This window comes from Streptomyces sp. NPDC093065 (assembly GCF_044754585.1).
Lineage (GTDB): Bacteria > Actinomycetota > Actinomycetes > Streptomycetales > Streptomycetaceae > Streptomyces.
This window is the reverse complement of the sequence record NZ_JBIVPJ010000007.1, coordinates 125,215-147,839: the sequence shown is the minus strand read 5'-3', so window position 1 is coordinate 147,839 and position 22,625 is coordinate 125,215. Positions and strand designations below refer to the sequence as shown.

The 22,625-nt window shown below is 72.5% G+C and carries 20 protein-coding genes, 2 pseudogenes and 1 riboswitch; of the genes and pseudogenes, 10 read left to right on the top strand and 12 right to left on the bottom strand.

Annotated features, from left to right (window positions below):
• Window positions 1-26: 26 nt before the first annotated feature.
• Complete coding sequence (locus ACIQFU_RS14945; protein WP_398325916.1) at window positions 27-197, top strand: hypothetical protein; 171 nt, start codon at window positions 27-29, stop codon at window positions 195-197.
• Window positions 198-219: 22 nt separating this feature from the next.
• Here ACIQFU_RS14945 and ACIQFU_RS14940 read toward each other — a convergent pair whose 3' ends face one another.
• Genes ACIQFU_RS14940 through ACIQFU_RS14925 form a run of 4 tightly spaced genes read right to left on the bottom strand, consistent with a single transcriptional unit; the run spans window position 220 to window position 4,506 of the window.
• On the bottom strand, window positions 220-1,425 hold the full coding sequence (locus ACIQFU_RS14940) for a sensor histidine kinase (RefSeq protein ID WP_402551923.1): 1,206 nt from the start codon (window positions 1,423-1,425) through the stop codon (window positions 220-222).
• 8 nt (window positions 1,426-1,433) lie between these two features.
• Window positions 1,434-3,317, bottom strand: coding sequence for a cation acetate symporter (locus ACIQFU_RS14935; protein WP_402551626.1), 1,884 nt, complete (start codon window positions 3,315-3,317; stop codon window positions 1,434-1,436).
• 28 nt (window positions 3,318-3,345) lie between these two features.
• Window positions 3,346-3,741 carry a hypothetical protein gene (locus ACIQFU_RS14930; RefSeq protein ID WP_402551624.1) on the bottom strand — a complete coding sequence of 132 codons (396 nt, stop codon included), beginning with the start codon at window positions 3,739-3,741 and terminating at the stop codon, window positions 3,346-3,348.
• Between the two features lie 3 nt (window positions 3,742-3,744).
• The gene (locus ACIQFU_RS14925; RefSeq protein ID WP_402551623.1) at window positions 3,745-4,506 is read right to left on the bottom strand and encodes a LytR/AlgR family response regulator transcription factor; all 762 of its coding nucleotides are present in this window, start codon (window positions 4,504-4,506) and stop codon (window positions 3,745-3,747) included.
• Window positions 4,507-4,583: 77 nt separating this feature from the next.
• Here ACIQFU_RS14925 and ACIQFU_RS14920 point away from each other — a divergent pair, with 77 nt between their 5' ends.
• The 3 genes from ACIQFU_RS14920 to rocD all read left to right on the top strand — a co-directional run bounded on the left by ACIQFU_RS14920 (window position 4,584) and on the right by rocD (window position 7,272).
• Window positions 4,584-5,087 (top strand): Lrp/AsnC family transcriptional regulator, encoded by a 504-nt coding sequence (locus tag ACIQFU_RS14920; RefSeq protein ID WP_402551621.1) that lies wholly within the window; start codon window positions 4,584-4,586, stop codon window positions 5,085-5,087.
• Between the two features lie 125 nt (window positions 5,088-5,212).
• The gene (ddaH, locus tag ACIQFU_RS14915; RefSeq protein WP_402551619.1) at window positions 5,213-6,052 is read left to right on the top strand and encodes a dimethylargininase; all 840 of its coding nucleotides are present in this window, start codon (window positions 5,213-5,215) and stop codon (window positions 6,050-6,052) included.
• Window positions 6,049-7,272, top strand: a complete 1,224-nt coding sequence (gene rocD, locus ACIQFU_RS14910; protein WP_402551618.1) for an ornithine--oxo-acid transaminase — start codon at window positions 6,049-6,051, stop codon at window positions 7,270-7,272. The genes ddaH and rocD overlap by 4 nt, the downstream gene beginning before the upstream one ends.
• 15 nt (window positions 7,273-7,287) lie before the next feature.
• Here the strand turns inward: rocD and ACIQFU_RS14905 are convergent, their stop codons facing one another.
• Window positions 7,288-7,746, bottom strand: a complete 459-nt coding sequence (locus tag ACIQFU_RS14905) for an RpiB/LacA/LacB family sugar-phosphate isomerase (RefSeq protein ID WP_402551617.1) — start codon at window positions 7,744-7,746, stop codon at window positions 7,288-7,290.
• 141 nt (window positions 7,747-7,887) lie between these two features.
• On the opposite strand from ACIQFU_RS14905, the gene ACIQFU_RS14900 reads away from it, so the two are divergent.
• A complete protein-coding gene (locus tag ACIQFU_RS14900) occupies window positions 7,888-9,402 on the top strand; it encodes an MFS transporter (RefSeq protein ID WP_402551616.1) in 1,515 nt (504 codons plus the stop codon).
• 104 nt (window positions 9,403-9,506) lie between these two features.
• Here the strand turns inward: ACIQFU_RS14900 and ACIQFU_RS14895 are convergent, their stop codons facing one another.
• Both ACIQFU_RS14895 and ACIQFU_RS14890 read right to left on the bottom strand, forming a co-directional pair.
• Window positions 9,507-12,707 carry a M20/M25/M40 family metallo-hydrolase gene (locus tag ACIQFU_RS14895; RefSeq protein ID WP_402551614.1) on the bottom strand — a complete coding sequence of 1,067 codons (3,201 nt, stop codon included), beginning with the start codon at window positions 12,705-12,707 and terminating at the stop codon, window positions 9,507-9,509.
• 546 nt (window positions 12,708-13,253) lie between these two features.
• Window positions 13,254-14,681 (bottom strand): helix-turn-helix domain-containing protein, encoded by a 1,428-nt coding sequence (locus tag ACIQFU_RS14890; protein WP_402551612.1) that lies wholly within the window; start codon window positions 14,679-14,681, stop codon window positions 13,254-13,256.
• Window positions 14,682-14,916: 235 nt separating this feature from the next.
• Between ACIQFU_RS14890 and ACIQFU_RS14885 the strand changes: the two genes are divergently transcribed.
• Window positions 14,917-15,648 carry a lysophospholipid acyltransferase family protein gene (locus tag ACIQFU_RS14885; protein ID WP_402551611.1) on the top strand — a complete coding sequence of 244 codons (732 nt, stop codon included), beginning with the start codon at window positions 14,917-14,919 and terminating at the stop codon, window positions 15,646-15,648.
• A gap of 76 nt (window positions 15,649-15,724) precedes the next feature.
• Complete coding sequence (locus ACIQFU_RS14880; RefSeq protein WP_402551609.1) at window positions 15,725-16,750, top strand: NAD-dependent epimerase/dehydratase family protein; 1,026 nt, start codon at window positions 15,725-15,727, stop codon at window positions 16,748-16,750.
• Between the two features lie 66 nt (window positions 16,751-16,816).
• On the opposite strand, the gene ACIQFU_RS14875 is transcribed toward ACIQFU_RS14880, so the two are convergent.
• The 4 genes and pseudogenes from ACIQFU_RS14875 to ACIQFU_RS14860 all read right to left on the bottom strand — a co-directional run bounded on the left by ACIQFU_RS14875 (window position 16,817) and on the right by ACIQFU_RS14860 (window position 19,908).
• Window positions 16,817-18,430 (bottom strand): alpha/beta hydrolase, encoded by a 1,614-nt coding sequence (locus tag ACIQFU_RS14875; RefSeq protein WP_402551607.1) that lies wholly within the window; start codon window positions 18,428-18,430, stop codon window positions 16,817-16,819.
• Between the two features lie 141 nt (window positions 18,431-18,571).
• Window positions 18,572-19,303, bottom strand: a pseudogene (locus ACIQFU_RS14870) (urease accessory protein UreD).
• A pseudogene (locus ACIQFU_RS14865) lies at window positions 19,298-19,522 on the bottom strand (urease accessory UreF family protein); the annotation flags it as partial. The pseudogenes ACIQFU_RS14870 and ACIQFU_RS14865, both read right to left, overlap by 6 nt.
• A gap of 101 nt (window positions 19,523-19,623) precedes the next feature.
• Entirely contained in the window at window positions 19,624-19,908 is a 285-nt protein-coding gene (locus ACIQFU_RS14860; RefSeq protein ID WP_402551605.1) for a type II toxin-antitoxin system Phd/YefM family antitoxin, read from the bottom strand.
• 111 nt (window positions 19,909-20,019) lie between these two features.
• Between ACIQFU_RS14860 and ACIQFU_RS14855 the strand changes: the two genes are divergently transcribed.
• The 3 genes from ACIQFU_RS14855 to ACIQFU_RS14845 all read left to right on the top strand — a co-directional run bounded on the left by ACIQFU_RS14855 (window position 20,020) and on the right by ACIQFU_RS14845 (window position 22,055).
• Window positions 20,020-20,655, top strand: coding sequence for an ATP-dependent Clp protease proteolytic subunit (locus ACIQFU_RS14855; RefSeq protein ID WP_402551603.1), 636 nt, complete (start codon window positions 20,020-20,022; stop codon window positions 20,653-20,655).
• Window positions 20,656-20,663: 8 nt separating this feature from the next.
• Window positions 20,664-20,972, top strand: a complete 309-nt coding sequence (locus ACIQFU_RS14850; RefSeq protein WP_402551602.1) for a hypothetical protein — start codon at window positions 20,664-20,666, stop codon at window positions 20,970-20,972.
• Between the two features lie 507 nt (window positions 20,973-21,479).
• Window positions 21,480-21,550, top strand: a riboswitch (cyclic di-AMP (ydaO/yuaA leader).
• Between the two features lie 31 nt (window positions 21,551-21,581).
• Window positions 21,582-22,055 (top strand): C40 family peptidase, encoded by a 474-nt coding sequence (locus tag ACIQFU_RS14845; RefSeq protein WP_402551601.1) that lies wholly within the window; start codon window positions 21,582-21,584, stop codon window positions 22,053-22,055.
• Here ACIQFU_RS14845 and ACIQFU_RS14840 read toward each other — a convergent pair.
• Entirely contained in the window at window positions 22,026-22,538 is a 513-nt protein-coding gene (locus tag ACIQFU_RS14840; protein WP_402551599.1) for an ATP-binding protein, read from the bottom strand. The two genes, ACIQFU_RS14845 and ACIQFU_RS14840, sit on opposite strands and share 30 nt — an antisense overlap.
• Window positions 22,539-22,625 lie beyond the last annotated feature (87 nt).

The window sequence follows — 22,625 nt, the reverse complement described above, 5'->3', positions numbered from 1 at the left end:
GCAACGGACACGAGGAGGGTGTTGCGATGCCCGGTTCCACGGACGGTTCGACGAAGACGATGGGAGCGCTCACCATCGGAGGCCTGGTCGCGGTGACGGCCTACACGGTGGCGCTCGGGAGCAACGGCTGGCTGTGGTTCGGCTGGGTCGTGCTCGGTCTGATCACCCTGGGGCTGGTGGCCACCCGCAGCGCCTGAGCCCCGTCCGGGGCACCCCAGCTCACTCGCGGCCGAGCCGGGTCGCCGAGTGCACGCCCGGCTGGTACTTCGGCAGCCGGACCGTGATCTTCATGCCCGCGCCGACGGCCGTCTCGATGACGAGGCCGTGGTCGTCTCCGTAGACCTGGCGGAGGCGGTCGTCGACGTTGGACAGTCCGATGCCGCCCGACGGGCTGACCTCGCGCGCGAGGATGCGGCGCAGCAGGCCGGGATCCATGCCGGCGCCGTCGTCCTCGATGACGACCAGGGCCTCGGCGCCCGCGTCCTGGGCGGTGATCTGGATGCGGCACCGGTCTGACTTTCCCTCCAGGCCGTGCTTGACGGCGTTCTCCACCAGTGGCTGGAGGCAGAGGAAGGGCAGTGCGACCGGCAGCACCTCGGGGGCGACCTGGAGGGTGACGGCGAGACGGTCGCCGAAGCGGGCCCGTACCAGCGCCAGGTAGTGGTCGATGGCGTGCAGCTCGTCGGCGAGGGTGGTGAAGTCGCCGTGCCGGCGGAACGAGTAGCGGGTGAAGTCGGCGAACTCGAGCAGCAGCTCACGGGCGCGCTCGGGGTCGGTGCGCACGAAGGACGCGATCACCGCGAGCGAGTTGAAGATGAAGTGCGGGGAGATCTGCGCGCGCAGTGCCTTGATCTCCGCCTCGATGAGACGGGTGCGGGACTGGTCGAGGTCGGCCAGCTCCAGCTGGACGGAGACCCAGCGGGCCACCTCACCGGCGGCCCGGACCAGGACGGCGGACTCGCGGGGCGCGCAGGCCACGAGGGCGCCGTGCACCCGGTCGTCGACGGTGAGCGGGGCGACGACGGCCCAGCGCACCGTGCAGTCCGGGGTGTCGCAGGTGAGGCGGAAGGCCTCGCCTCGGCCGGTCGACAGCGGTCCCGCGAGGCGTTCCATGATCTCCGTGCGGTGGTGGCCACCCACGCCGTCCCAGACCAGGACCTTTTCGAGGTCGGTCAGGCACAGCGCGTCCGTGCCCAGCAGGGAGCGCAGCTTGCGGGCCGACTTCCCGGCGGTCTCCTCGGTCAGGCCCGCCCGCAGCGGGGGTGTGGCCAGCGAGGCGGTGTGCAGGGTCTGGAAGGTGGCGTGCTCGACCGGGGTGCCCAGTCCGCCGAGGTGCTGCGGGCGGGCCGTGCGCCGCCCCAGCCAGAAGCCGGCGGCCAGCAGGGGGAGCAGGGCGACGGCGAGGCCTGCCAGGAACCCGCCCACGGAGCCGCTCACCGCGTCGTCTCCCCGCGCCGGCCGGCCGCCGCCTGCGGACCGTGGGTACCCGGGTCCTCCGTACGCAGGTCCTCCGCACGCAGGCCCTCCGCACGCAGGCCCTCCGCACGCAGGCCCTCGGTACGCAGTTCTTCCGCGCGCAGGCCCTCGGTACGCAGTTCTTCCGCGCGCAGCTCCTCCGTGCCCAGCTCCTCCGGCAGGTGGAAGCGGGCCAGGATCGCCGCCGTCCCGGCCGGGACCCGGCCCGGGGTGGCCAGGGAGACCAGCACCATCGTGAGGAAGCCCAGCGGCACCGACCACAGGGCGGGCCAGGCCAGCAGCGCGTGCAGCGATCCGCCGCCGCCCGGGAAGCCGCCCATGGTGGCGGCCACGGCGAGCAGGGCGGAGCCGCCGCCCACCAGCATGCCGGCGGCCGCGCCTGGCGGGGTCAGCCGCCGCCACCAGATGCCGAGGACGAGCAGCGGGCAGAAGGAGGAGGCGGACACGGCGAAGGCGAGGCCGACGGCGTCGGCGACCGGCAGCCCGCCGACCAGCGCGCTCGCCGCCAGCGGCACGGCCATGGCGAGCAGGGTGCCCAGCCGGAAGTGGGACACGGCGCGGGAGGGCAGCACGTCCTGGGTGAGGACGCCCGCGACGGCCATGGTGAGCCCCGACGCGGTGGACAGGAACGCGGCGAAGGCACCGCCCGCGACCAGTGCGCCGAGCAGGTCGCCGCCCACTCCCCCGATCACCCGGTCGGGCAGCAGCAGCACCGCGGCGTCGGCCTCCCCGGTGAGGGTCAGCTCGGGGGCGTAGAGGCGGCCCAGGGCACCGTAGAGGGGCGGCAGCAGGTAGAAGGCACCGATCAGGCCGAGCACGGCGACGGTGGTGCGGCGGGCGGCGACGCCGTGCGGGCTGGTGTAGAAGCGGACCACGACGTGCGGCAGGCCCATGGTGCCCAGGAACGTGGCCAGGATCAGGCCGTACGTGGCGTACAGCGGGCGTTCCGTGCGGCTCTCGGCCCGCGAGGGCGACAGGGCGTCGTCGGCGCCGCGTCCCGCGGCCGGGACGGGGGTGTCGGCGGCGAAGGTGAGGCGGGTGCCGGCCTCGATGCGGTGGGTGCCGGCGGGCAGGACGACGCGGGCGCCGTCACGGGCGCGGCCGTCCACGGTGCCGTCGACGGTGATCGTCAGCGGCTCCTCGAGCTTCAGGGTGAGGCTGTCGTCGACGCGGACCGAGCGCTGCTCACGGAAGGTGGCGGGTTCCTCGAAGGGGCGGCCGGGGGCGCCGTCGCCCTGCCAGGCCAGGACCAGGAAGAGGGCGGGGACGAGCAGGGCGGTGAGCTTGAGCCAGAACTGGAAGGCCTGGACGAAGGTGATGCTGCGCATGCCGCCGGCGGCGACGATCGCGGTGACGACGACGGCGACGATCACCCCGCCCAGCCAGTCGGGCGCCCCGCTGAGCACGGTCAGGGTCAGTCCGGCGCCCTGGAGCTGGGGCAGCAGGTACAGCCAGCCGACCCCGACGACGAAGGCTCCCGCGAGCCGCCGCACCCCCTGGGAGGCGAGCCGGGCCTCGGCGAAGTCGGGCAGCGTGTAGGCGCCCGAGCGGCGCAGCGGGGCGGCGACGAACAGGAGCAGGACCAGGTACCCGGCGGTGTAGCCGACCGGATACCAGAGCATGTCGGGGCCCTGGACGAGGACCAGTCCGGCGATGCCGAGGAAGGAGGCGGCGGAGAGGTACTCGCCGCTGATGGCGGCGGCGTTGAGGCGCGGGCCGACGGTGCGGGAGGCGACGTAGAAGTCGGAGGTGGTGCGGGAGATGCGCAGGCCGAAGGCGCCGACGAGGACGGTGGCCACGACGACGAGGGCGACGGCGGGTATGGCGTAGCTGGAGTTCATGGCGCTTTCACGGCCTCGTCCGGGAGGGTCATCGGTCCTCGACGAGGCGCACGAAGTCGCGTTCGTTGCGTTCGGCTCGGCGCACGTACCAGCGGGCGAGGAGGACCAGCGGGGCGTACAGGCCGAAGCCGAGGACGGCCCACTCCAGGTGGCGGGCGTCGGGCAGGGCCGCGAACAGCAGCGGGAGCGGGCCGACGAGGAGGCCGAGGACCGCGAGGGCGGTGAGGCCGGCCCGCAGCTGGCTGCGCATCAGGGAGCGGACGTAGGTGTGGCCGAGGGTGGTCTGCTCGTCGATCTCGGTGCGCGGGCGGTAATGGCCGGAGGTCTGCGGGTGCCGACCACGCGAGCGGAGCCGGGCGTGGGGGACGGTGCGCCGCGCCGGGCCGGTGACGGTGACGCGGCGTTCGGTGGGGTCCTGGGGCACGGTTCACGGCCTCCGCATGAGCAGGTCCCGCAGTTCACGGGCGTGGCGCCGACTGACCTGGAGTTCCTCGGTGCCGACCAGGACGCTGACGGTGCCGGCGTCGAGACGCAGCTCGCCGATGTGGCGCAGGGCGACGAGGTGGCGGCGGTGGATGCGGACGAAGCCCCGGGCGCGCCAGCGCTCCTCCAGGGTGGACAGCGGGATGCGGACGAGGTGGCTGCCCCGGTCGGTGTGCAGGCGGGCGTAGTCGCCCTGGGCCTCGACGTGGGTGATGTCGTCGACGGGGACGAAGCGGGTGACTCCGCCGAGTTCGACGGTGATGTGGTCGGGGTCGGGTTCGTGCACGGGGATGCGCGGGGCGGGCGCGGCGGCGGTGCCGCGCTGTTCGGCGGCGCGGCGCACCGCTTCGGCCAGCCGCTCCCTGCGCACCGGTTTGAGCACGTAGTCGACGGCCTTGAGGTCGAAGGCCTGGACGGCGAAGTCCTCGTGCGCGGTGACGAACACGACCAGCGGCGGCCGGGCGAACCCGGTGAGCAGCCGGGCGAGGTCGAGGCCGTCGAGGCCGGGCATCTGGATGTCGAGGAAGACGACGTCGATGGCGTCGGGGCCGTCGGGGCCCGACTCCAGGGCCCGGTTGATGCGGCGCAGCGCCTCGGTCGCGTCGTTCGCACCCTCCGCGGTGCCGACGCGGGGGTCGGCGTTGAGCAGGTACACGAGTTCCTCGAGCGTGGGGCGTTCGTCGTCGACAGCAAGGGCGCGCAGCATGAAGGTGGAGTGTAGGGGTGATCCGAGCGCCTGCACACGCCTGCGACGTGGCCGTATCCGCTGGATACAGTGCCCGCATGAACAGCAGGCCCGCTTCCTTCGACGAACTCGACCGGAAGATCGTCACCGCCCTGATGGAGAACGCCAGGACGTCCTTCGCCGAGATCGGCGCGGAGATCGGGCTGTCCTCGACGGCGGTCAAGCGCCGGGTGGACCGGCTGCGCGAGACGGACGTGATCACCGGGTTCGCGGCGACGGTGCGTCCCTCGGCGCTGGGGTGGCGCACGGAGGCGTACGTGGAGGTGTACTGCGAGGGGGCGGCGCCGCCCCGGCGGCTCGCGGAGGTCGTGCGAGGCTACCCGGAGATCACGGCGGCGATGACGGTGACCGGCGGCGCGGACGCGTTGCTGCACGTGCGGGCGCGGGACGTGGAGCACTTCGAGGAGGTGCTGGAGCGGATTCGTGCGGAGCCGTTCATCCGGAAGACGATCAGCGTGATGGTGCTGTCCCACCTGATCCCGGACAGTCCTGAGGCGGGAGCCGCCCTGCTCGCTCCGGACGGCGCAGCAGACGTGCGCTGACCGGGCGAACAACGCAGCGATCCTGCGGGAACACGCAGCTTTCATCGCTTGTCGGGCTCGGGCGACAGTTTCTACCGTGGTGTCAACACCCCGTCACACACCGTGAAAAGCGGAGGTACCCCTCTGTGACCGAGTCCCGTGTGCCGCGCCGGCGGCGCTTCGTGGTCTGCGAACCCAGACACTTCGCCGTGCAGTACGCGATCAACCCGTGGATGAGCACCGACCGACCCGTCGACGTCATCCGCGCCCTCGACCAGTGGCAGGCGCTGGTCGACGTCTACCGTGCCCACGGCCACACCGTGGACACCGTCGCTCCGGTACCCGGCCTGCCCGACATGGTCTTCGCCGCGAACTGCGCGGTCGTGGTCGAGGGCCGGGTGTTCGGCTCCCTCTTCCACGCACCCGAGCGGCGTCCCGAGTCCGTGCCCTTCGAGACGTGGTTCAAGACGGAGGGCTTCGAGGTCCACTACCCCGAGTCGGTCTGCGAGGGCGAGGGCGACCTGGTCCCGGCCGGCCGCTGGATCCTGGCCGGCACGGGGTTCCGCACCACCCGTGAGGCGCACCGCGAGGTGCAGGAGTTCTTCGGCGTGCCGGTGGTCTCGCTGACCCTGGTGGACCCGTACTTCTACCACCTGGACACGGCCCTCTTCGTGCTCGACGACGGAACCGACGGGGACGGCGGGAACATCGCCTACTACCCCGGCGCGTTCTCGCCCGGCAGCCGCGAGGTGCTGGAGCGGCTGTACCCGGACGCGGTGCTCGCCACCCGCGAGGACGCGATGGCGTTCGGGCTCAACTCCGTGTCCGACGGACGGCACGTGTTCATCGCGCCCGGGGCGCGGGAGCTGGCCGACCGGCTCGCCGGTCGCGGCTACGTGCCCGTGCCCGTCGACCTGTCCGAGTTCCACAAGGCCGGTGGCGGCATCAAGTGCTGCACCCAGGAGATCCGGGAGACCCGCTCATGACCGCACCCGCCCGCCCCGGCCGCGGCTCCGAGGAACTGATCCGCGCGGAGGAGCCCGTCCTCGCGCACAACTACTATCCGCTGCCCGTCGTGGTGGCCCGCGCCGAGGGCGCCTGGGTCGAGGACGTGGAGGGCCGCCGCTATCTGGACATGCTGGCCGGCTACTCGGCGCTCAACTTCGGCCACCGCCATCCGGCGCTGGTGGAGGCCGCCCACCGGCAGCTGGACCGGCTGACCCTCACCTCGCGCGCCTTCCACAACGACCGGCTCGCGGGTTTCGCGGAGCGGCTGGCCGCGCTGACCGGCACGGACATGGTGCTGCCGATGAACACCGGCGCGGAGGCGGTGGAGAGCGGCATCAAGGTGGCCCGCAAGTGGGCCTACGACGTCAAGGGCGTCCCGGCCGACCGGGCGACGATCGTGGTCGCCGCGGACAACTTCCACGGCCGTACGACGACGATTGTGAGCTTCTCCACCGACGAGACGGCCCGCGCCGGCTTCGGTCCCTTCACCCCCGGCTTCCGGATCGTGCCGTACAACGACCTGGCGGCGCTGGAGGCGGCGGTCGACGAGACGACGGCGGCCGTGCTGATCGAGCCGATCCAGGGCGAGGCGGGCGTGCTGATCCCGGACGACGGCTATCTGGCCGGGGTGCGGGAGCTGACCCGTCGCAAGGGCTGCCTGTTCGTCGCGGACGAGATCCAGTCCGGTCTGGGCCGCACCGGGCACACCCTGGCCGTCGAGCACGAGTCGGTGGTGCCGGACGTGGTGCTGCTCGGCAAGGCGCTGGGCGGCGGCATCGTCCCGGTGTCGGCGGTGGTCGGCCGCCGGGACGTGCTGGGTGTGCTGCACCCGGGCGAGCACGGTTCGACGTTCGGCGGCAATCCGCTGGCGGCCGCGGTGGGCACGGCGGTGGTGGAGCTGCTGGAGACCGGCGAGTTCCAGCGCCGGGCGGCCGAGCTGGGCACGGTGCTGCGCGAGGGCCTGGCCGCGCTGGTCGGCAAGGGTGTCGTCGGCTTCCGGGCCCGGGGGCTGTGGGCGGGCGTCGACGTGGACCCGGCGCTGGGCACCGGCCGCGAGGTCAGTGAACGCCTGATGCGCGAGGGCATCCTCGTCAAGGACACCCACGGCTCCACGATCCGGCTGGCCCCGCCGCTGACCGTCACGGCCGAGGAACTGTCGGGTGCCCTCGGGACGCTGGAGAAGGTCCTGGCCTCCTGACCGGCCCCGCGGGGATCACCGAGCGGCTCGGCGTCCTTCGTCGAGCCGCTCGACGTGCCTGACGTTGTCCCGGTCCTCGGCGTCCTCGCTGGGCCCGCCCGCGAACCAGGCGTCGAGGATCTCCCGCAGCAGCGGCCCGGAGGTCTGCCGCAGGCTGAGGGCGAGCACGTTGGCGTCGTTCCAGCGGCGGGCCCCGTCGGCGGTGTACGCGTCGGCGCACAGGGCCGCGCGGACGCCCGGCACCTTGTTGGCGGCGATGGACGCGCCGGTGCCGGTCCAACAGCACACCACGGCCTGGTCGGCCCGCCCCTCGGCGACCTCGCGGGCCGCCTGCTCGGAGCAGGCGGCCCACCGCGGGTCCGCGCCGGGGCTCAGCGCGCCGTACGCGCGCACCTCGTGGCCGCGGCCGTGCAGTTCCTCGACGAGGAGCCGGGCGACGGGTTCGTCCATGTCGGAGGAGACGGAGATACGCATGTGCGAAGCGTACTCACCGGCCGCTCACCTCATCGGCCCAGTCCCATGACCGAAGTCACGACCATACCCAGCATGATCGGGGGAACGGGTACGAGCTGAGAGACGTACGACCGAGCAGCGCTCCGCCCGGAGTGTCTGCGCGTGGAAAGGGAGGCCGCCACGTCCCCCACCGAGAACGGACCGGAGACCGACGCCGCGGCGGTGCGCCGCCACCCCGCCCTGTTCCGGGCGATCAAGCGTCGGAAGAACCCCCGGCTGCGCCGGTCGGACATCACTGTCACGGACGAGGCCGCGGTCAAGCGAGCCGTGAAGGCCGCCTCTCTCGGCAATGCCATGGAGTGGTTCGACTTCGGCATCTACGCCTATCTGGCGGGCACCATCGGCCGTGTGTTCTTCCCGTCCGGGAGCGACACGGCGCAGCTGCTGTCCTCGTTCGCCACGTTCGCCGTGGCGTTCCTGGTGCGCCCGGTCGGCGGCATGGTCTTCGGCCCGATGGGCGACAAGATCGGTCGCAAGAAGGTGCTCGCGCTGACGATGATCCTCATGGCGATCGGCACCGCCGCCATCGGGTTCATCCCCAGCTACGACTCGATCGGCTTCTGGTCCCCGCTGCTGCTGATCCTCTTCCGTCTGCTCCAGGGCTTCTCCACCGGCGGCGAGTACGGCGGCGCGTCCACCTTCATCGCCGAGTACGCGCCCGACAAGCGGCGCGGCTTCTTCGGCAGCTTCCTGGAACTGGGCACGCTGGCCGGGTACACCGGTGCCGCGAGCCTCGTCACGGCCCTGACGGCCGGGCTGGGCAGCGACACCATGGACGCCTGGGGCTGGCGGATCCCGTTCCTCGTCGCGGCGCCGCTCGGCATCGTCGGTATCTATCTGCGGCTGAAGCTGGACGACACGCCCGCGTTCCTGAAGCTGGAGGACTCCAACGTCCACATCTCGGACGCGGCGACCGCGGTGGAGACCACCGCGCGGGGCGACCTCGCCAAGATCTTCCGCACCCACTGGCGGTCGCTGGTGCTGTGCATCGCGCTGGTCGGCGCGTACAACATCACGGACTACATGCTGCTGTCGTACATGCCGACCTACCTGTCGGACGAGCTGGACTACAGCGAGAGCCACGGTCTGATGATCCTGGTGGCGACGATGGCGCTGCTGATGCTGATCATCAACCAGGTGGGCCGGCTGTCCGACCACTTCGGCCGCAAGCCCGTCCTGATGACCGGCATGATCGGGTTCTTCGTCCTGTCCGCCCCGGCCTTCGTGCTGGTGCAGGAGGGCAGCCTGCTCGCCGTCTCGGGCGGCATGCTGATGCTCGGCCTGTCCCTGGTCTGTCTGCTGGGCACCATGTCGGCCGCGCTCCCGGCGATGTTCCCCACGAACGTCCGGTACGGGTCCCTGTCGGTGGGCTACAACCTGTCGGCGTCCATCTTCGGCGGTACGACACCGCTGGTGATCACCGCGCTGATCAGCGTGACCGGCTCCGACATGATGCCCGCCTACTACTCGATGGCGGCGGCCCTGATCGGTGTCGTGGCCGTGGCCTGCATGCGGGAGACGGCCCAGAAGCCCCTGGCGGGCTCCCCGCCGTCGGTGGGCACCGAGGAGGAGGCGGCGGAGATGGTCGAGGCGCAGGCGCCGACGCCGAAGTTCTGACGCCGCAGGCGTGCGGACGCGCCTCGGGGCGGTGGGGTTCCGTGCGAACCCCACCGCCCCTTCGGCGTGTCAGGCGTGTTCAGAGGTGTGGCTGCTGATGGGCGTCAGAGGCGCTGCCAGAGGGCGGGGACGTTCGGCGGCTCCCAGCCGGGGTAGGCGGTGTGGCCCTGGACGCACCGGTAGCCGACGCCGTTGTAGCTCACCACGTCGCCGGCCGCGTAGGTGGCTCCCAGCTGCCAGGTGGTCTCGCCGCCGCCGTCGCCGGAGACGGTGAGGGTGTACGTGGTGGTGTGGGTGACGGTGCCGGTGCCGGTGAAGGTCAGGGTGTAGGTGCCGCCGGCCGTGCCCGCGGCGACCTGGACGGTGGCGGTCGAGGACTGGCCGGAGGTGACCGAGTCCGGGCTGAAGCCCACGCTCACTCCGGTCGGCGCGCCGGATGCCGACAGCCGCACGTTCTGCGCGTCGCCGCCGGTCGTGGCGGTGTTCACGGTGACCGTCGCGGAGCTGCCCGGGGCGACCGTGCCCGAGGACGGGTTGGCGGAGACCGAGAAGTCGTCGGTCGGAGTCGGCGTGTCACCGACGGCGGTCTTCCAGATCGTGTAGGCGATGCCGTCGGAGCTGCGGTTCAGTGCGGTGGCGTTGATGTTGGAGGTGGTGTCGCAGGCGGAGTGGTAGCACGGGTCGTAGGACCGGCCCGCGGTGCCGCCCCACTTGGCCGCCTCGGACGACGACTTGATGGCGGAGGCGCCGGTGGCGTAGCCCGAGGTGGGGATGCCGACCTGCTGGAACGAGTAGTCGTCGGAGCGGCCCTGGCCCTCGACGTTCTCCTGCGGGGCGAGGCCGAGGGAGGTCCAGTACTCCCGCATCGGGGCGGAGGCCGAGGAGGTCAGGTTGTTGATGAAGTAGCCGCCGTTGACGGAGGCGACCATGTCGAAGTTGTAGTACGCCTTGATCCTGGAGCGCTCGGTCGGGGACAGGCCGCGGGCGTAGAAGTCGGAGCCGTTCAGGCCCTGCTCCTCGTCGGTCCACCAGGCGAAGCGGACGCGGTTCTTCATGGTCGGGTTCTGCTCGGCCAGGGTGAGCGCCGTTTCCAGGAGCGCGGCGGAACCGGAGCCGTTGTCGTTGATGCCGGGTCCTGCCGAGACGCCGTCGAGGTGGGCGCCGAACATGTAGACGCTGTTCGCGTCGCCCTTGGGCCACTCGGCGATCAGGTTGTCGCCCGCGCCGGCGGAGCAGCCGGAGGTGCAGGTCTGCTCGGTGACGGTGTAGCCCGCCGCCTGGAGCTTGCCCTTCACGTACGCGAGGGAGGCGTCGTACCCGGTGCCGGTGGACCGGCGGTTGCCGCCGTTCTGCGCGGCGATGGAGCCGAACTGCGCGAGGTGGGCCCGCACCTGGGCGACGTCGACGTCGGGCGGCGTGCCGGGGTTGTTGCCGCCGCCGACGGCGAGGGTGTACTGGGCGGTGTGGCTCTTGCTGCCCGCCGTGCCCTTGACGGTGATCGAGTAGGTCCCGGCGGCGGTGTCGGAGGTGGTGGAGACCCGCATCGTCGAGCTGGAGCCGGAGGTGACCGTCGCGGGGCTGAAGGTGACGCTCACGCCGGGCGGGGTGCCGGTGGCCGTCAGCGACACCTGCTGGGCGCTGCCGGCGACGGTGCTGGTGTTGACCGTGGCGTTGACCGCGGAGCCGGCCTCGACGTCGCCGTTCGCCGGGCTGAGGGCCAGCGAGAAGTCGGTCTCCTGCCGGGCGCAGGCCGGGTCGCCGCTCTGGGCCGGGATGTCGATCGCGTTCCAGGCCGCCTTGGTGGCGTCGAACAGGTCGCAGGAGGCGTCCAGGTTCTTGGCCGCGGTGAGGGTGGCGGTGCGGTACCGCTTGTAGGTCATGCCGCTGGTCTTGAGCAGCATCGCGCCGTAGAAGATCTTTCCGGCGTTCTGGATGCCGACGCCGGTCACCCGGCCGCCGTCGCAGGTGGGGCTGGAGGGCTTGCCGCCGCCGGGGCTGGAGCCCTCGGCGAGGAGGTAGAACCAGTGGTTCATGGGCCCGGCCGCCGCGTGCTCCTCGGTCCGCGGGATGGCGGAGGAGTAGCAGTTGGGGTCGTTGTTCACCAGCTGCGGGTTGTACATGTTGCGGATCGGTCCGCGGCCCTGGAGGTCGATCTCCTCGCCGACGGTGTAGTCGGGGGTGTCGTACGGGGCCGGCTGGTTCGCGTACGCCTCGGTCAGGGCGCCCATGATGTCGCCGGTGGCCTCGCCCAGGCCGCTCTCGTGGTTGGCGCCGCCGGGGGTGTAGCTGTCGAGGCCGTGGCCGAACTCGTGGCCCACCACGTCCATGCCGGCGATCCACTTGCCGGCGCTGTTGTGGCCGATGGTGACCCGCGAGCCGTCCCAGTAGGCGTTGAGCTGGTTGAGGCCGACGAGGACCGGCCAGCTGCCGCCGTTGCCGTTGTGTCCGTTGCGGCCGAGCCAGTCGCGGAGCATGTCGGACTCCTTCTGCGCCGCGTACATGACGTCGACGCAGCCGGTCTCACGGCTGGAGGCGTTGCCGGTGCCCCAGTCGTCGTCCGGTCCGGTGAACAGGCCGCCGTTGTAGTCCGAGCACTGCAGGCCGGGCCGGGTGGTGTCGCGCAGTGCGTACTGGCTGCCGGAGCGGGAGGTGTCGATGGTCAGCGGGTTCGGGCCGTTCCACTCGCTGTGGCCGGTGCCGGCCTTCACGTCGTCGTAGCTGTCGACGACCTTGCCGGTGCGGGCGTCGACGAAGACGTGCAGCTTGCTGGGCACACGGTCCTTGGTCGTGCCGACGAGCACGGTCTCCCAGGCGAGGGTCTGGACGTCGTCCTTGACGCGGACCACCAGGCGCTCGGAGTCGACCTTGTCTACGTTCGCGAGCCGTTCGCGGCTGGTCTTCACCGCCCGCTCGGCCTTGATCCGGGCCTCGGTGGGCACGGCTATCGCGGCCTCGGTGGCGGACCGGACGGCGCGGACCCTGCCCTTGCCGTCGGCGAGGACCACTGCGTCGCCGCCGACCACGGGCAGACCGTTGTAGGTGCGCTCGTAGGCTACGGAGAACAGGTCCTTGTCCCAGGGGGTGACCTGGTGGCGGTCGTACTGCTCGCCCTGGCCGCCGGCGGCCAGGGCGTCCAGGCCGCTGCGTACGGCCTGATCGGCCGCGGCGACGGCCCTCTCGACGGGGGTGGGTTCCGCCGCGGAGGGCGCGGACCGCTCCGAGGCCGAGGCGAGGGAGGTCGGTACCACCACCCCCGCGAGTGTCATGGCCAGGACTGTCCCGGCCACCGCGGTCTGTCTGAGCATCGTGGCTCCTTGTGAGAGTGGGGAGGCTCCTTGCGGGCCGGCCCGGGCCAGGACATGCCGGACGCGCAGCCTGGGGTGCGGAGACGCGTCCGTCGGGTGTGCGGGGTGTGCGGGTGTCATTTGCATGTCATGTCGCGGGCTGGCGGAACCCTCACACCCCGTCACACCGGAATCAACGGCTCCGTGAGCTTGGTCCAGACCTGTCAAATTCCGGCAAGTACGCGTGCGCCCGCGAGGGGGGGCGGGCTGCTGTGGAACGGCCGCCCGGGAGAGGCCCCGTCCGCTGTGGAACGGCCGCCCGGGAAAGGCCCCACCCGCCGGGGAACCAGCCGCCCAGGAAAAGCCCCACCCGCCGAGGAACCAGCCGCCCAGGAAGAGCCCCACCCGCCGAGGAACCAGCCGCCCAGGAAAAGCCCCACCCGCCGAGGAACCAGCCGCCCAGGAAGAGCCCCACCCGCCGAGGAACCAGCCGCCCAGGAGAAACCCCACCCCTGGGCACCAGCCGCCCGACAGAAACCCCGCCCCCGGGGCACCGGGCCCCTCGTCTCACTCCCCCGCGTGCAGCAGCCGCTCCCGGTACTCCCGGACCTCCGGCAGGTCGGCCCACTCGGCGGTGAGCCGGCTGTGCAGTCCGCGCAGTTCGGCGGTGACCATCGACTCGCGTGAGCGCACCGCCTCCGGCAGGACCTCCGAGGCGAGGGCGACGGCGGCCCCGGGCTCGCCGGCACACGCCCAGCTGTCCGCCAGCCGCAGGGTGAGCAGCAGCCGGGCGCCCCGCATCTGGGGCGGCACCTGCGCGCGCGAGCGTGCGGTGGCGTCGACCGCACGCCTGGCCGCCGTACGGTCCCCGGTCACCACGGCGAGGTCGCGCAGGGCTCCGCCGATCGCCGAGTCGACCCGCATCGCGCCCTCCGCCCCGGCCATCCACGGCGCCTCCAGGTGGTCCCGCCGGTCGAGGCGGGCGAATCCCCGCCGGGCCAGGGCGATGTGACGACGGCACTGCGCGGCGTCGCCCGCCAGGGCGTACCCCCGTGCCAGGTAGAGGTCGGACAGGGTGGCCGTCCAGCGGCGCCGCCCGTCCACCGCGCCGATGCCCTGCGCGTACCCGAGCATCAGCGAGGGGTCCCCGTCGAGCCGGACCAGGGTGCACATGTCGCTGAGCAGGGTGGCGCGGGCCGGCGCGTCGTGGACGGCGTCCGCCCAGCGCAGTCCGTGGCCGAACCAGGCCATCGCCACTCCGATCTGCCCGCGCTCCATCCGCAGCCGTCCGGCCACCTGGGCGTACTGCGCGCCGAGCCGCAGCTGCCCGTACGGCAGCCGTCCGGCGGAGTTGACCTCTCCGGCCCAGCGGGCCAGGGCCCGCAGCAGTCCCTCGACGGCGGTCACGCGGCCCTCGTGGCGGAAGGCCTCGCGGATCAGACAGGCCAGGACGGCGGTGAGGCCGTGCAGCAGCTCCGCCTCGGCGACCGCCGCTCCGCCGCCCGTGCCCCACCCGGTCGCCGGACCGCCCGCGGGACCCGGCCCGCCGAGCAGCGCCGGCAACTCGTCCGGATCGGGCACAGCGCACCCGGCGGTGCCGTGCAGCGGGCACACCAGCCCCTCGGCGGGCAGCCGCGCGGGCCACATCCGGGGGTCCGGTGCCGCCTGTCCTCCGGGGGCGTCCGCGCCGGGCAGCGGCGCGAACAGCGCCGGGTCGGCCGGGAACCGGCCCGGTGGCCGCGGCACCTCGCGCGGCGCGGCGACGATCGCGGCCAGCTCGCCGCCCGTCTCCAGCACCGCGTCGAGCCGGCGCACCAGTCCCACGGGCGGCTCCCGCAGACCCGCCTCGAGCTTGCTGACGGCCGAGTGGTGGTACCCCACCCGAAGGCCGAGTTGCAGCTGGGTGAGTCCGGCCGCCCTGCGCAGGGAGCGCAGCCGCCGCCCGAACTCCGCCCACCGAGCCCCGGCCGCCACCCGTGCCGATTCACCGGTCATCCGCCCTCCCCCTCGGTCGCGCCCGCCCGGGGCCGTGCCCGGCCCCGGCTTCGCGCGGTCCCACCAGACAGCACAGCGGTCCCCACCGGACAGCACAGAGGACGGGGTGTGCCGCGTCAATCGAGTTGACCGAAGAGCGGCCGAACCGGTCCCGGCCGGTTTCGGCGCGGTCGGGCTACGATCGATCACCGGTCGCGGACGACCGGTCGGGAGCCCGGAGAACTGGAGACGCACCGTGTTCTACTACGTGCTCAAGTACGTCCTGCTGGGCCCGCTGCTGAGGGTCGCCTTCCGTCCCCGGATCGAGGGCCTGGACCATGTGCCGGGGTCGGGGGCGGCCATCGTCGCGGGCAACCACCTCTCGTTCTCGGACCATTTCCTCATGCCCGCGGTGCTCAGACGCCGCATCACCTTCCTCGCCAAGGCCGAGTACTTCACCGGTCCGGGTCTCAAGGGCAGGCTGACCGCGTTCTTCTTCCGCAGCGCCGGGCAGATCCCCGTCGACCGCTCCGGAAAGGAGGCGGGGCAGGCCGCGATCCGCGAGGGGCTCGGTGTGCTGGGCAGGGGCGAGTTGCTCGGCATCTATCCGGAGGGCACCCGCTCGCACGACGGCCGGCTGTACAAGGGCAAGGTCGGCGTCGCGGTGATGGCGCTCAGGGCCGGGGTCCCGGTCGTGCCCTGCGCGATGATCGGCACGTTCGAGGCGCAGCCGCCGGGCCGGAAGATCCCGAAGCTGCACCCGGTGGTGATCCGCTTCGGCGAGCCCCTCGACTTCTCCCGCTACGCGGGCATGGAGGGCGAGAAGGCCGTGCTGCGCGCCGTCACCGACGAGATCGTCTACGCGATCCTCTCGCTGTCCGGCCAGGAGTACGTCGACCGCTACGCCGCGGACGTGAAGGCCGAGGAGGCGGAGGAGGCCCGGAAGGCGGCGCGGGGCCGGAGGTTCCCCCGGCTGCCGCGCCACTAGTGGGACCCGGGGTTCTGCCCTCTGCCGTCGGCAGAGGGCGTGGCCGACCGGGCGGCGGTGGGCCTACGGTCGCCGTATGACACGTGCGGTGGTGGTCGGGGCGACGGGACAGATCGGGCGGGCGGCGGTCGACGCGCTGGCCCGGGACGGCTGGGAGGTGACGGCCCTCTCGCGCAGCGGTGACCGGGACCCGCGGTGGCCCGGTGACGTACGGGTCGTGCGGGCCGACCGGGAGGACGACGGAGCGCTGTCCGCGGCGGTCGGCGAGGGCTGCGACGTCCTGGTGGACGTGGTGGCCTACCGGGAGCGGCACGCACGGCAGTTGGTCTCGCTCGCCGGGCGGGTCGGCTCGGCGGTGGTGATCTCCAGCGTGTCGGTCTACGAGGACGGCGAGGGCCGCAACTTCGACACCCAGGCCGAGCCCGGCGGCTTCCCCGAGTACCCGGTGCCGATCACGGAGGCGCAGCGCACGATCCGCCCGGGCGAGGCCTCGTACAGCACCGGCAAGGCGGCGCTGGAGCGGGAACTCCTCGCGGCGGGCGACCGTTTGCCCGCGACGCTGCTGCGGGCGGGGGCGGTCCACGGCCCGTACTGCCGGTCGCCGCGCGAGCTGTACTTCGTCAAGCGCAACCTCGACGGCAGGCGTCGGCGCGTGCTCGCGTACGGCGGTGCGAGCCGCTTCCACCCGGCGAGCGTGCGCAACATCGCCGAGCTGGTCCGGCTGGCCGCCCCGCGGCCGGGCGCGCGCGTCCTGAACGCGGTGGACCCGGACGCCCCGACGGTGGCGGAGATCGCGGCGGCGATCGACGCGGTGATGGGCGTCGGGGCCGAGGACGTGCTGATGGACGGCCCGCCGGTGGACGGCGTGGGCGACACCCCGTGGTCCGTGCCCGCGCCGGTGGTGTGCGGCATGAGCGCGGCCGAGGAGCAGTTGGGCTACCGCCCGGTGGTCCGGTACGCCGACACCCTGCCGGAGACGGTGGCCTTCATCGAGGAGCGGCTGGCGGGGCGGGACTGGCGGGAGGCGTACCCGAAGATGTCCGCGGCGTACGGCGACCTCTTCGACTACGCGGCGGAGGACGCCTGGGCCGAACGGCGCTAGCGGCACGAGAGGCAGGGTGCGACCGGTCGAACCGGTCGCACCCTGTCCTGGTGTCCGCCCGCCGGGCTACGGCTTGGGCGTGGCGTGCGGCGCGCAGGTCACGTCACGGGCGTCCGTCCTGCCGGTGAGCAGGTAGGTGTCCACGCGGTCGTTGACGCACGGGTTGACCAGTCCGGTGACTCCGTGCGAGCCGGCGTCCCGCTCGGTGACGAGCCGGGAACCCTTGAACCGCTGGTGCAGTTCGACGGCGCCCGCGTACGGGGTGGCCGCGTCCCGCTCGGACTGGACGATCAGGACCGGGGGAAGTCCCTTGCCGGTCTTGACGTTCAGCGGGGTCTGCTGCTTGACCGGCCAGGTGGCGCAGGGCAGGTTCATCCAGGCGTTGGCCCAGGTCATGAACGGGTGGTCGCGGTGCAGCCTGGTGTTGTCGCGGTCCCAGGTGTTCCAGTTCGTGGGCCACTTGGCGTCGGTGCACTCGACGGCCGTGTAGACGGCGTTGCCGTTCTCCGCGGAGGCGTTGCCCGCGGTGTCGGACGGGTCGGGCGCGGCGGCGTCGACGAGCGCCTGGGTGTCACCGGCGACGTACTTGCTGAAGATCTCCGCGGTCGGCGCCCAGGCGGAGTCGTAGTAGGGGGCGCTCTGGAAGAAGGAGATCAGCTCGGCCGGTCCCACGACGCCGCCCAGCGGCTTCTTCGCGGCGGCGGCGCGCAGCTTCAGCCACTGCTCCTGGACCTCGGCGCGGGTGTCGCCGAGGTGGTAGGCGGCGTCGTTCGCGGCGACCCAGTCCTGCCAGTCCTTCCAGCGGCCCTCGAAGGCGACGTCCTGGTCCAGGTTGGCCTGGTACCAGATCTTGTCGCGGGACGGGTTGACGACGCTGTCGACGACCATGCGGCGCACGTGGCCCGGGAAGAGGGTGCCGTAGACGGCGCCGAGGTAGGTGCCGTAGGAGACGCCGAGGTAGTTGAGCTTCTTCTCGCCGAGCGCGGCGCGGATGACGTCGAGGTCGCGCGCGGTGTTCGGCGTGGTCATGTGCGGGAGCATCGCGCCGCTGCGCTCGAAGCAGCCCTCGGCGTACTCGCGGGCGAGCCCCCGCTGGACGCGCTTGTCCGCCTCGGAGCCGGGCACGGGGTCGGCCTTGGGCGCCTTGACGAACTCCTTCGGGTCGACGCAGGAGATGGGTGCGGAGTGGCCGACGCCGCGCGGGTCGAAGCCGACGAAGTCGTAGGCCTTGGCGGTCTTGGCCCACACGGCGCTCTTGCTCGTGACGCGGGCCGGGAAGCGCAGGCCGGAGCCGCCGGGACCGCCCGGGTTGTAGATGAGCGCGCCCTGACGCTCGCTCTTGGTGCCGGTGTTGCCGATGCGGTCGACGGCGAGCTTGATCTGCTTGCCGAACGGCTTGGCGTAGTCCAGCGGCACCGTGACGTAGCCGCACTGGATGGGCTTGGGCAGGTTCCAGTCGGCGGCGCAGTCCTCCCAGTCGATGCCGTTTCGGGCGGCGCGGGCGGCGGCGACGGCCGCGCCGCGTGCCTCCCGGTCCCAGCCGCGCGCGTGCCCGTTCCCGTCGGCCGGGGCGGCGCTCGCGGCGGGCGCCGAGACGGCGCCGGCTATCAGCGTGGCGGTGACCAGCGCTCCAGCCGAGCCGAACGCGGTCGCCCTCCGCCGCATGCTGCTCTTCCTCAAGTGGCCCTCCCCGTACGTGTTCGCGACAAGTACGGGGATCCTCGCGGCTGTGGGTTTGCTGAGAACAGAGTTGGTGCTACTTCTTTGCCAATCCGATAAACGGATCAGCGCGTTCGATCGACGGACTCGTCGACGTGAACCTCAGTCCAGCGAGGCCCGCGCCCCGTCCAGCAGCCGTCGCAGCCGCAGCCCGTCCGGTGCCACGGCGGTCACCAGCGCGGCGGGCCCGGCGAGCGGCATGACGGCCGCACCCTCGTCGAACACACGCGCCGCCGGCGGCCGGCCGGCGAACTCCGGCCGTACGACGACCAGCTGGCCGACCGCGCGGTGTCCCGCCGGCGCGCCGGGCCCGCAGGCCAGCTTCTGGTCGAGGACGCACCTTCCGCCGATCCGTACGGTCAGACGGCTGGTGAGGCGGCCGGGTTCATCCCCGGCCACGCCCGAGCACCTGCTCCTCGCGCAGCAGCCGCCGGGCCCCGGCGGCCAGGTCGACGGACGTGGTGACGTGCAGGTCGCTGCCGTCGGCGGAGATCAGCTGCTCCGGCAGCCGGCACAGCCCGGCGTCGTCGTCGACGGTGAGCCGGACGTCGTGCGGGCACCGGCCTTGTCCTGCCCGGGCAGCGCCGGTGCGGCGGCGGCCGAGCCGACCCGCAGCCGGGCACCGCGCGCCGCATGGACCGCCACGGTGGAGTGGTCGCCACCGAGCGGCCCGCTCATCGCGCCGACCAGCATCACCCGGGCCTCGGCTCCGCTCCCCCGGGTCCGGCGCACGGCGAGGGGCCCCTCGCCCTCCAGCACCGGCAGGACACGCCCCGCCACCTCCACCGCGTCGCCCGCCGCCCGGTCCGCGTCACCCGCCAGCCGCGCCAACACCCCCGTCGCGTCGAACGGATCGAGACCGAGCAGCCGCACGACCGCCGTCGCGGGCCCGCTCACCCTCTCGTAGAGGGAGCAGTACGCGGCGTCGAGCGCCCCGAGACCGGCAGCGCGCGCCGCCAGCCCGAGCACGACGGGCTGATGCGCACCCTTGGGGAACAGCGAGGCGACGGCGTCGAGTTCGGCACTCGGCCAGGTCGCCCGCGCGGCCCGCAGGTGGATCGGGGTGCAGATCAGGGCTGGAGTGTCACGGTCACGTCACCCGGTTTTGACCGATTGATTACCGATTGCGGTGGGCGGCTTCCGGCATGCCCGCACTAGGACGGGTTCGGCCCCCGGTGCTCCGCGGCGATACCGAAGCGGTGGTGCTCGCGGGGCCCCGAGGCGGCGGCCGTGTCGTGGGCCGCGGCGACCGAGGTGATCACCTGGGCGTCCGAGGACCCCTGGACCTCCTCCAGTCGCTCGAGGTCGGCGGCGGAGACGAGGGCGACGAGAGGCTTGCCGTGCCGCGTCACGACGACGCGCTCACCGCCGTACACCACCCGGTTGATCAGGTCGGCGAGCTCAGCCCTGGCTTGCGTCACCGGAATCTCGTAGGCCATGACCCCAGCTTACGGTTTCGCCCGAATCCGCTCCCCGAAAGAGTACGTCCTGTACATTTTTTACGGAGAGAGTGCAGCAGAAGACGGCTCTGCCACGAGAAGGGGTTCACCATGACCCGACCGTCCGCCCGCCATGTCCTGCCCGAGTTCACCGAGCGCACGAGTGCCGGGGCCCGGACGATGGATCCGTACTCCAAGCTGCTCCAGGAGCGGATCGTCTTCCTCGGGACACCGATCGACGAGACCTCCGCGAACGACGTGATGGCGCAGTTCATGTACCTGGAGCACCAGGCGCCGGACCGCGACATCGAGTTGTACGTCAACTCCCCCGGCGGCTCCTTCACCGCCATGACGGCGATCTACGACACGATGCGCTACGTCACCTGCGACGTGGCGACGACCTGCCTCGGACAGGCCGGTTCGTCCGCCGCGGTGCTGCTGGCGGCGGGCACCCCGGGCAAGCGTGCCGTGCTGCCCGGCGCCCGGGTGGTGATCCGCCAGCCGGCGCTGACCGAACCGGTGGAGGGACAGGCGAGCGACCTGGCCGTCCACGCCGCCGAACTGGTCCGCATCCGCGCCCGTCTGGAGGAGATCCTCGTACGGCACACGGGCCGCACTCCCGGGCAAGTGAACGCGGACATCGAGCGGGACACGATCCTCGACGCCCAACAGGCGCTGGAATACGGCCTGGTGGACCGGATCGTGCCGGACCGCAGGACGCCGTCGGCCACGCCCGGCGCGAGGTGACCGGGCCGGTGCTGCCACCCGAGTTGCCGCCGCTGCCCGCTCTGACCCGCGCCGAGGCGGAGGTCGTCGACCGCTATCTGGACGTCGTCGACCTGCTGGGCCGCATCAACCCCGGGCGGGACGGCGACACGTACCGCGGACTGCGGGCCGCCCAGGCGCTGGTCGGCAAGGCGACGGCGCTGCGGGACGCGCTGGCGCTGATGCACCGACGCGGCGAGACGGAGGTGCACGCCACCACCCTGGCCCGGGCGCTGCGGGTGCTGGACGGCGAGCGGCGGACGGCACGGGTCGGCCTTCCGCCCTGTTCCGGGAGCTGAGAAGGCCGGCGCCTCGTCGTCCCGAGCCGCATCGTCCCGAGCCGTATCGCCCGAGCCGGAACAAGCCGGATCCGATCTGAATCCGATCCGAAACGGACTGTTCCGAAACGGACCAAACGGCGTACCCCCTTTCGGCGTAGGAACACCTCCGATTCGCAACCGGTCGAAGTTGCGGCGCCCGTGCCCACGGCTTGCGGATCGCGCCGCTGCGCCGCTGGTCCCGGGGCCGCCGCCGCACTCGACGACTCCTCGGACGGGAGGGCGCCAACCCGAACGGATGAACGGCACGTAACAACACAAAGAGCACGTTCCGTTGGGAATTCCCCGTGGGGCGGGACAAGATCCGTGACTGACGACAAGCCCCCGCCGCAGCGGCGGGGCGGTCCGGGCGGACGCCGAGTCCTGCCGCCGTCCGGACGACCGGTCGCAAGGGAAGTGGATCGGCAGGAGTGGAGGACCCGAGCACGACGGGTCGCCGGACCGGCCGCCTCCGCGAGAGGCACCGGTCCCAGCGGCCCTTGGGGTGAAGCCGCACACGTGCGGCCGGGCAACTTCGCCAGCCCGAATCCGACAGGTCATCCTTCACAGGCGGCTGACGAAGGGTTGCGCATGTCCGCGCTCAATCGTGTCCCGTCCCTGATGGCTCGTGCCGGTACGGCCTCGGCCCTCACCCTCGCCGCCGTGGGCGGCTCCGTCGTGGTCCCCGGTGCCGCCGCCGAGGCGGCCGCGGCGAGCCATGCGACGAAAGCCCTCAAGATCGCGGCTTCCAAGAAGGGCGCCCCGTACCGATGGGGCGCCACCGGCCCCTCCCGGTTCGACTGTTCCGGCCTGACGCTGTACTCGTTCAAGAAGGCCGGCAAGAAACTGCCGCGCACGGCGGCCCAGCAGTACAACAAGACCAGCCGCGTCTCCGTGACCAACCGCAAGGCCGGAGACCTCGTGTTCTTCCACTCCGGCAGCAGCGTCTACCACGTCGGCATCTACGCCGGGAAGGGCAGGATCTGGCACGCGCCGAAGACCGGCGCCGTGGTGCGCCTGGAGAAGATCTGGACGTCAAGCGTCTGGTACGGCCGGGTCAAGTAGTCCGCCCGCGGGGGTGACGGCGTTCTGGGCCGCCGTCACCCCCGCGGGTGCGGCCGGCCGGTCCGGGGGCGTCCAGGGCAGCTCGATCGAGACGGTCTTGCCGCCCTCGCCTGTGGGCCGGACCCTCAGCCTGCCGCCGCACTCGGCGGTCAGCCAGCGGATGATCACCATGCCCCGCCCGTTGTCCTGCTGCACGGCCGCGGGCAGGCGCTTGGGGAAGCGCGGATGGCTGTCGGTGACACCGACGCGCAGCCGCTCGTCGCGGTCGAGGACCAGGTCCACCGTGAAGGTGGGCGACTGCCCCAACGTGTGCTGGACCGCGTTGGTCGCCAGTTCGGACACGACGAGCCGGACGGTCTCGGACAGGTCGGCGTCGGCCGGCAGCCCCCATTCCGCCAGAGTGCCGACCACGTAGGTCCGCGCGGCGGCCACCGAGGCGGGATCGCTCGGCAGAGTGACGGATGCTTCCAGATGGTCTGCCATGGCGACGTCGTCCCTTTCTCACGGGACCGCAGGCCCGACACGGAGCGGATGGTTCGAGTACGGTCCCGGACTGGTGCTTCGCCGCCA